7 protein-coding genes are annotated in these 8,546 nt (G+C 47.3%); 4 read left to right on the top strand and 3 right to left on the bottom strand.

The window, feature by feature from the left end:
* Positions 1-226: 226 nt before the first annotated feature.
* Genes ACOJTG_RS15160 through ACOJTG_RS15145 form a run of 4 tightly spaced genes read left to right on the top strand, consistent with a single transcriptional unit; the run spans position 227 to position 4,777 of the window.
* On the top strand, positions 227-1,954 hold the full coding sequence (locus ACOJTG_RS15160) for an alpha-amylase family protein (RefSeq protein ID WP_420154598.1): 1,728 nt from the start codon (positions 227-229) through the stop codon (positions 1,952-1,954).
* A gap of 16 nt (positions 1,955-1,970) precedes the next feature.
* Complete coding sequence (locus tag ACOJTG_RS15155; protein WP_420154597.1) at positions 1,971-3,299, top strand: MFS transporter; 1,329 nt, start codon at positions 1,971-1,973, stop codon at positions 3,297-3,299.
* Between the two features lie 39 nt (positions 3,300-3,338).
* Positions 3,339-4,124 (top strand): N-acetylmuramoyl-L-alanine amidase-like domain-containing protein, encoded by a 786-nt coding sequence (locus ACOJTG_RS15150; protein WP_420154596.1) that lies wholly within the window; start codon positions 3,339-3,341, stop codon positions 4,122-4,124.
* 50 nt (positions 4,125-4,174) lie between these two features.
* A complete protein-coding gene (locus tag ACOJTG_RS15145) occupies positions 4,175-4,777 on the top strand; it encodes a TetR/AcrR family transcriptional regulator (RefSeq protein WP_094817042.1) in 603 nt (200 codons plus the stop codon).
* A 384-nt stretch (positions 4,778-5,161) separates the two neighbouring features.
* Here the strand turns inward: ACOJTG_RS15145 and ACOJTG_RS15140 are convergent, their stop codons facing one another.
* The 3 genes from ACOJTG_RS15140 to ACOJTG_RS15130 all read right to left on the bottom strand — a co-directional run.
* Positions 5,162-6,781 (bottom strand): S8 family peptidase, encoded by a 1,620-nt coding sequence (locus ACOJTG_RS15140; RefSeq protein WP_420154595.1) that lies wholly within the window; start codon positions 6,779-6,781, stop codon positions 5,162-5,164.
* Positions 6,782-6,893: 112 nt separating this feature from the next.
* Entirely contained in the window at positions 6,894-7,577 is a 684-nt protein-coding gene (locus ACOJTG_RS15135; RefSeq protein ID WP_420154594.1) for an SIR2 family NAD-dependent protein deacylase, read from the bottom strand.
* 471 nt (positions 7,578-8,048) lie between these two features.
* Positions 8,049-8,546, bottom strand: a 498-nt coding sequence (locus tag ACOJTG_RS15130; RefSeq protein ID WP_420154593.1) for an MFS transporter, incomplete at its 5' end; no start/stop codon positions are given.

Below are 8,546 nucleotides of genomic sequence, written 5' to 3'. Positions count from 1 at the left end.
TGGGGCGAACAATTAATGTGAGTAGCAAACGAACGTAAAATTTACGGAAATATTAATTTGTTGCGATAAAATTGATTGATTTGGATACTTAATTATAGTTAAGGGCATCAGTAAAGAAAAAATAGTCGGGAAAAGAATTCGAAAATGTAATTCAGAACCCTAATTTTTGAAACACTTCCGGTGAAAATGCGGTAGTGTCATTCCACAACTTCCCAAGAAAACAACCATGTCTGTAGAAAAGCATAACGACAAGCTGCTCATTTATGAATTGACCATCCGTTTGTTCGGTAATAAACAGTCGCAGGTAAAGCCCTGGGGCTCGTTGAGTGAAAACGGTACCGGCACGTTTAGTGATGTTAGTGATACCGCTTTGAAAAATTTGAAGAATTTCGGTATGACCCACGTCTGGACGATGGGTGTGCTGGAACACGCCACCATGGAAGATTTTTCGGCTCTCGGTATTCCCAAAGATCATCCGGCCGTGGTGAAAGGTCGGGCCGGGTCGCCGTACGCTATTAAAGACTACTACGACGTGAATCCCTTCCTGGCTCAGGACCCTTCGCGGCGGATGGAAGAGTTTGAAGCGATGGTGAAGCGGGTCCACGCTCAGAAGCTCAAGCTGATTATTGATTTTGTACCGAATCACGTGGCTCGTCAGTATCACTCCGATGCCAAGCCCGCCGGTGTGCTTGATTTTGGCGAAACGGACGTGAATACGCAGGCTTTTTCTCCAGCCAATAATTTCTACTATCTGCCGAACGAAGAATTTGCCATTCCGGAGGGCGTTCACCTGCCCATCGAATCCCCGCATCCGTACTTCGAGTATCCGGCCCGGGCTACGGGAAATGATGTATTTCAGGCTCAACCTAGTATCAATGACTGGTATGAAACGAGTAAACTTAATTACGGCGTTGATTATCAGAATGGTCGTTCCTGTCACTTCGACCCCATTCCGGATACCTGGTTGAAAATGCGGGACATCCTGCTGTACTGGGTGGCGAAAGGCGTAGATGGCTTCCGCTGTGACATGGCCGAGATGGTACCGGTCGAATTCTGGGCCTGGTGTATCCCCCAGATTAAAGCCAAAGGAGACGTCATCTTTATCGCTGAAATTTATAATCCGCTACGGTACCACAACTACATCCACGTAGGTCAGTTTGATTACCTGTACGACAAAGTAGGCATGTACGATACCCTGCGTGAACTGATGGAAGATCGGGGACACGCTTCGGGCATTACGCGGGTGTGGCAACACGAGTCCGGTGATATTGAGAAACACATGTTACGTTTCTTGGAAAATCACGACGAGCAACGGATTGCCAGTGAATTTTTTGCCGGAAAAGCCGAGTATGCCATTCCCGCCTGGGTGGTGAGTGCCACGCAGGGACGCGGTCCGGTAATGTACTATTTCGGACAGGAAGTAGGCGAGCCCGCTGCCGAGGCCGAAGGATTTCAGACGAATGATGGCCGGACTACGTTGTTCGACTGGTGGCGGGTGCCGCAGTGGCAGAAATGGATGAATGAGGGGAAATTCGACGGCGGACTATTGTCGCCCGAAGAGAAAAAGCTGTACGATTTTTACCTGACTGTCAACAAACTCTGCCGCAAGTCGGAAGCCATTCAATACGGCGAATTCTTTGATGTACAGTACGTGAATGGGGGTGGCCAATCCGCGGGTTACGACGAATCGAAACTGTATAGTTATCTACGGTACACCGAAAATCAGATTTTACTGATCGTAACGAATTTCAGTCGAACGCAGACGTATCAAACGCAGGTACGAATTCCCGAATTGTTCTGGAATATGGCAGGCCTTTCATCGCAGGCATCGTATGCGTACAAGGAAATTTTCCTGAACAAGAAAGTAAAAGGAAGCTTCCAGGCTACGGATGGAATTGCCGTCCAAATTCCGGCCAATAGTGCGTTGATTTTTGAAATCACTCCCCAAACGTAATCCATTCCCTACGCGAATGCCCGGTTCCCCTGCTTCTGCTTCCATTTTTTCAAAACCCCGGTTATCGTTCTGGCAAATCTGGAACATGAGCTTCGGGTTCATGGGCATTCAATTTGGTTTTGCTCTGCAAAACGCCAATACGAGTCGCATTTTTTCCACCCTCGGAGCAGACGCCGAAGAAATTCCCCTGTTATGGATTGCGGCTCCGCTGACGGGCATGTTGGTACAGCCCATCATTGGCTACTTCAGTGACCGAACCTGGCACTCTAAGTGGGGGCGTCGACGACCGTTTTTCTTCTTTGGAGCCGTATTTGCTACGCTGGCTCTGATTTTCATGCCCAATTCCTCCAGTCTCTGGATGGCGGGCAGTATGCTCTGGATTCTGGATGCGTCCATTAATATTTCGATGGAACCGTTTCGAGCCTTTGTGGGTGACCTACTGCCCAGTGAACAACGTACGTCCGGGTTCGCCATGCAAAGCTTTTTTATTGGCGTGGGAGCGGTAGTGGCGTCGGCACTGCCCGCTATTTTTACGTACCTCGGCGTAGCAAATACGGCGGATCCGGGGGAAATTCCGAACTCGGTTCGATGGTCGTATTACCTGGGAGCTGCCGCTTTTATTTCCTGCGTCTCGTATACCGTACTCACTACGAAAGAATATCCACCCGAAAATCTGGAAGCCTTTCGTCAGGAAGGACAACATCGACGGCTGGGCGATGAATTCAGGGAAACCTTTTCCGGCTTGTTTCAAATGCCTAAAGTCATGCGACAACTGGCCGTAGTACAGTTTTTTACCTGGTTTGGGCTGTTTTGTATGTGGATTTATACGACCAATGCCGTAACGGAGCACATCTACGGAACCAGCGATACGCACTCCGAACGGTACAACGAAGGGGCCAATTTTGTGGGTACGGCGTTTGCGGTGTACAATGGGGTCTCGGCCCTTTTCTCCTTACTGGTCCCAACCATTGCCGCCCGAATCGGACGGCGAATGACCCATTTGCTAAGTCTGGTAATCGGAGGGTTTGGACTCATTTCGATCTATTTCATACAGGATCCCCAATGGCTATTATTGTCAATGACGGGCGTCGGTATTGCCTGGACGAGTATTCTGACCATACCCTACGCTTTATTATCCGGTAGCCTGCCTGCTGAACGAATGGGTTACTTTATGGGCGTATTTAACTTCTTTATTGTATTCCCTCAGTTTCTGGCGAGCCTGGGATTATCCTATCTCATCAAGCTCGTAGGTTGGGCTCCGATTCAGGTTATCGTTTTCGGGGGAATTTTATTGATCATTGCGGGGTTAATGACCCTGCGTGTCGATGATGAAGAGAAGGCTTAACAAACGATTCTACGTATTCAGTCAATGATAAAGGTAAGTATGTGGCTTGGCTTATGGCTGGCCTGCGTCATGGGTGACCCGGAGCTAATTCAGCAAAAGCTTCAAATTCCCAAGGGTCAGACGCCGGGAGAAACGGCGGGTACTGTAGCCCTGAGTTTTCTGAACACGCCGTACGTAGCCCGTACCCTCGAACAGCCCGGCGATGAACAGCTGGTGATAAACCTGCGAGAACTGGATTGTACGACGTTTGTCGAAAATGTACTGGCTCTTACTAAAACCATTGAGTCCGATACGCTGACTGTGGATCACTTTCAGCAGCAACTGGCTCGGTATCGCTACGATCAGGGGAAGGTACAGGGTTATGGAAGTCGGCAGCACTACTTTTCATCCTTCTTACAACAACTGGTTCGCTATGGCGAGGCTCGCTTGATGGCGGAGGCGTGGGGTGGCGTACCCTACAACAAACCCATTGACTTCATGACGAAACACCGGAATCTATACGCTCAACTGGCTGACTCGCAGAATTTCGAGCGAGTACAAACGCTGGAACAGGCTTTGAATCAGGTTCAGAAGTACTACATTCCGAAGGATAAGTTACCTGCCATCGAGTCAAAACTGCGTACGGGTGATATCATTGGTATTACTTCAGCCAAAGCTGGACTAGATGTTTCACACGAAGGGTTTGCCTACCAAAAAGGGGGGAAGGTGTATTTGCTACACGCCTCAACGGATCAGAAAAAGGTAGTGATTTCGGCGGAACCGTTAGCGGCGTATTTGAACCGACACCGGGATCAAACGGGGATCATTGTGGCTCGTCTGCAATAAACACGAGTACGAACTCAAATCCATTGATTACTTAACAAAGGCTACGAGGCATGGCGAAACGGCTTGATACCCCTAAAAAATCGGACAGACCTCTGGATAAACGCACGGCGATTCTGGAGGCTACGCTGGATTTGATTTCAAAGAATGGGTTCCATGCCACACCCATGAGTATGGTCGCTCAGCACGCCAACGTAGCCGCCGGAACGATTTATCATTACTTCGAAAGCAAGGAGCAACTGATTGATGAGCTTTTTCTGTTGTACCGGGACAAAATTGCTTTGGTGATTCAGGAAAGTGATGATACGACTAAGCCGTACCGTGATCGGTTCAGAAGTGTGTTTCTGGGTTTGTACGACTACTACGTAAGCCATCCCGATCAGTTTCTGTTTATTGAGCACTACGCCAATTCGCCCATTATGAACAAGCTCTCCAAAGAGGAGATGTTCAACTTTTATCAGCCACTCTGGGAGTTTTTACGAAAAGGGATTCACACGGGACAATTGAAAGACATTTCCTCCAGGTTGATGGCATGGATGGTCTATGGCAATATTACCGCCGTCGTAAAGATGAAACTTTCGGGTGATTTAACGCTGGATGTTATGTTGCTGAACACGGCTGTAAATACGGTTTGGGAGGGTTTGAAGCGGGGGTGAGGACGGGTTGAGTTTTCAGTTTTGAGCGGCCGCCGCTGCGGTTTAGAGTTTAGAGTTTAGAGTTTAGAGTTGAAATGTTTAAACCGGTAAAGATAACGGCATGAGTTGTCCGTAGCATTGAATTTGCTACGGATTTTAATTGGTAGGCTGTGCCTACTGGGCTGGCTTAGCCCCGCATTGCATACGGGGCTAAGCATATTGAACCCCTTCGGGGTTAAGGTTCTTACTTGAAAAGGAGAACATTGGTGCAGGTTTCTAAACCTGTACCAATGGGAGTTAATAACAAAAACAAAACCGGGAAGTCCAGATTCCTTCCTCATCAGAAGACCTCCAAACTTTCCGGTTGTTGCCTGTAATTGAAAACGGTAAACTAAAAACAGTAAACTACTTAATCTTACCCGCTTTTTCCCATTCCAGGGCCAGCTTGACGGCATTGTAAGCGTTCACTTCACCGCCCGAGTTGGAAAGCTCGCCAAAGGCAACCTGGCCTTCGCCACCGGGCTGATTTACCTGTTGTTCCGGAAACTTCACGGTTGATTCAATCAGCAATTGGCGTAATTGAGCGGCTGTAATTTTTGGAAAATAAGATTTCACCAAAGCCGCCACACCCGCTACTACCGGAGCGGCCATGGATGTACCATCCAGCTCTTCGTATTTCGAACCGGGCACGGTAGAGTACAAAGCCACGCCGGGTGAGAACAAATCGACGCCTTTTTTACCGTAGTTCGAGAAGTTGGCTACTTTGTTGGGTTCCCAGCTCAAGGCACCTACTTCAATCCAGTTGTTAGGCTCAGTACCTGATTTGAGTTTACGGTTTGGGAAGTTAGGCTCTACATCCGTATTCTGCGATTCGTTACCAGCGGCGTGAACCAGCAGTACGTTCTTCGATTCAGCGTATTTCACGGCTTCATCAACCGCTTCCTTCTGAGGTGAATACGCTTTCCCAAACGACATATTGATGATCTGAGCTCCGTTGTCAACGGCGTAACGAATGGCATTGGCCACATCTTTGTCACGCTCATCGCCGTCCGGCACCGCCCGTACGACCAGAATTTTTACGTTATCGGCTACGCCCTTCATACCGAGATCATTATTCCGGTCGGCTCCGATGATACCCGCTACGTGCGTACCGTGACGAGCGTCAGGGCCGATCACGTCGTTATTGCCGTAGTTATGATCCTTGGTATCTTCTGGATTATCACCGATGATGGTCTGACGGGCGTTGTAATCCGGATTGAGTTGTACTTCAGCTTCCGTCTTGTAGTGATCGTAAGCTTCCTGCAATTCTTTCTCATTATAGCCCATCTGGAAACCGCGTTCATAGGCGGCAATCGCCCGCGTCAGCTTACCATCGGCGGTCGTTTTGTCGATTTTAGCTACATCTTCCGCCGTAACGGTATCCTTCTTCAGGTACTCCTTCAGCGTTGTACCGGCTTCCGTATAAGACTTCAGCAGGTTTTCAATCAACGGAAGCATCATTTTAGACTCCTGAGCTTTCTCGTTGTAGGCAATTTTTAATTCCTGATAGTACGTGAAGGCGTCTTTCTGATCGGCAGGAATATCGGCTTCCGCTTTTCCTTCGAAAAGTTTCTTGTACTTGCCGTATTCCCTAGTCAGTTCCAGTCCTTCCTTATCTACGTTCTGTCCGTCTTTATTGCCGAGGAAGCTCCAGCCGTGTACGTCATCCACGTAGCCGTTGTTATCGTCGTCCTTACCATTACCCGCAATTTCCTTGGGGTTGGTCCAGATTTTCGATTTCAGATCTTCATGGTTAATATCAATTCCGGAATCAATCACTCCGACGATGACGGGCGATGATTTACGTTTTTTGACTAATTCGTAGGCTCTCTCTGAACTTACGCCACGTATCTTATCGGCTGAATAGTCAAGATTAAACCAGTTGGTTGGGGCTTTCGTCTTTACCGGTTCCGTGACAGGAGCCTGATTCTGAGCGGTTGCTAAATGGGCAGCAAGCAGTGCTACCGGAATGAACCATTTACGCATATCAAATCGTGTTAATGAAATTTCACCTATATTAACTCATAAATAGGAAGAAAAGTCCGGAAAAGCCTACTAATTATTGTTAAAAGGCCCAGATTCCGGACATTCGGGCGTTTTAAGGCTGCAATTGATTTTGAATCATTTGCAAACCCACACTCGCTTTCTCAGGAATATACGTTACATTTTTCCGACGCGAAACGGAGGGTAGGTTCGGATCGACTACGTAAATGGGCGTATTCGGACGAACAAAATCAACTAGACCTGCCGCTGGATACACCTGCAAAGAGGTGCCAACCACGATGAATACATCCGCTTCCTCACAGTAGGGGATTGCTTCCTGAATAGCCGGAACCTCCTCTCCAAACCAGACAATATGTGGTCGTAACTGGCTACCCAGTTCGCACTGATCGCCTACGTTAAGGGCCCAATCCTCCAGCTCATAAATCAAGGCCGGATTTTTCGTTGAGCGGGCTTTGAATAACTCCCCGTGTAAGTGTAAGACGTGCGTACTGCCCGCCCGCTCGTGAAGATTATCTACGTTTTGCGTAATGATTTGGACTTCGAAATCTTTTTCAAGTTCGGCTAAAATGTGATGGGCTGCATTGGGCTCGGCAGTCAGAGCCTGTTTACGGCGTTGGTTATAGAAGTCAAGTACCAGAGCCTGATCTCTTTGCCAGGCCTCTGGTGTGGCAACGTCCTCAATTCGATAGTTTTCCCAGAGACCATCCGAATCCCGAAAGGTCTTAATGCCACTTTCGGCGGAAATACCAGCTCCGCTTAATACGACTATTTTCTTCATGCTAATTAAAGGAAGTTTGAATGGATTTGTGGGGGAAATGGTTTAAATACGTTTGAAGTTGGAAAGGATTTAAAGTTTGAACAAGTGTAGGGGCTAGGAGATTTCGAATAACAAAACGTGTGTCATACCTCATTCAAACTTTAAACCTGGAGTTAAGAAAATACTTGTCGAGCCTCTTTATGTTTTCTCAACCGAGATCATTGAAGGCTTCTGTAATTGATAGAATAATTCGCCATTTCCTTATAATTGGGAGAAGTAGGACAATACCTACTGGCAAATGATCGGGCGGGTATTAGCCCATGCTTTTTATCCCAATAACAACAAGAAATAAAAATGAGTAAGTTGGTTTCCCGACCTGTATTAGACAGACAGCCGATGACAGTAACGTAAAATATCCAATAGCTCAAAGCAAGCAATTCAAGCTTAAATAAATGAGTGAAAACTATAGGAAAGCATGGGTGAATTTTGTTCCTACTTTTCATTCCTAAAAACAAATATCGAAAAAACAGCCGCCACCAGAATACCAGCTCCAAATAGTTTGAATGCTCTATCTAGACCGATATCGACAATCAGGCTCAATACTAGACTTCCGAGGCCGTAGCCTGAAAAAAGGAAAAAAGCGAAAAGTCCTGTGGCCGCACCTTTTTTAGAGCTGAAAGTGGTAACAATAGCGGCAAATAACGGATGGGATAAATCAAAACCAAAAGAGAGCATTGCTACTAACAGGCAGGAAGCGGCAAGGCTGAAATTCTGGCTTAACAGCAGCACGGAGACTGCCCCGAGGAACAGGCCAATGGGTATAATTTTATTTCTCCCATAATGATCAGCTAGCCTTCCTAGCAATGAGCCAAACAGTAAACCAGGAATACCGTAACCTAATAAGGCAAGACCAATCTGACGTTCGTTCAGGCCATAATTTTTGTAAAAGAAATAACCTAACCAGGCAAAGATACCGCTATGGAACATTCC

The organism is Siphonobacter sp. (assembly GCF_048595215.1).
Taxonomy (GTDB): Bacteria; Bacteroidota; Bacteroidia; order Cytophagales; family Spirosomataceae; genus Siphonobacter.
This window is presented reverse-complemented; position numbering and strand designations above follow the sequence as displayed.